1 pseudogene is annotated in these 386 nt (G+C 66.6%); it reads right to left on the bottom strand.

Going from position 1 to position 386, the window contains the following annotated elements:
* Positions 1-88 precede the first annotated feature (88 nt).
* A pseudogene (locus KGQ19_RS48940) lies at positions 89-386 on the bottom strand (uridine kinase); the annotation flags it as partial.

Here is a 386-nt window from a genome sequence, read left to right as displayed (position 1 = left end):
GCCCCCAACCCCGCCACCGACACCGCCGGCGCCTCCGGAGTGACGGCCGACTAACAGCCACAAGAACACTCGCCTGCAAGAACACTCGCTAGAAGTACAGCAGTGCCGGATGCCGAGGGTCGTCCATCCGTGCCGTCAGGGACGCGGCACGCGATGGATCGGCCTCGGCGTCATAGCGCGCGTACGCAGGCAGCGTCCACGCCAGATCCTCAGGCGTACGCCGCTTCAGCGCGCCAGGGGAAAGCCACAGGTGCACCTCCACATCGAAAGGCAACCCGACCCCCATCAGGAACGCACCCTCGACAATCAGCACCCCGCCCACCGGCAACTCAACATACCCGGCACGACTGGCACGATCCCGCCCGGCATCCCACAAAGTGGGAAGC

It is taken from the genome of Catenulispora pinistramenti (genome assembly GCF_018274385.1).
Classification (GTDB): Bacteria; Actinomycetota; Actinomycetes; order Streptomycetales; family Catenulisporaceae; genus Catenulispora; species Catenulispora pinistramenti.
Note: the sequence above shows the minus strand (reverse complement) of the source record. Positions and strands in the feature narration are given on the sequence as shown.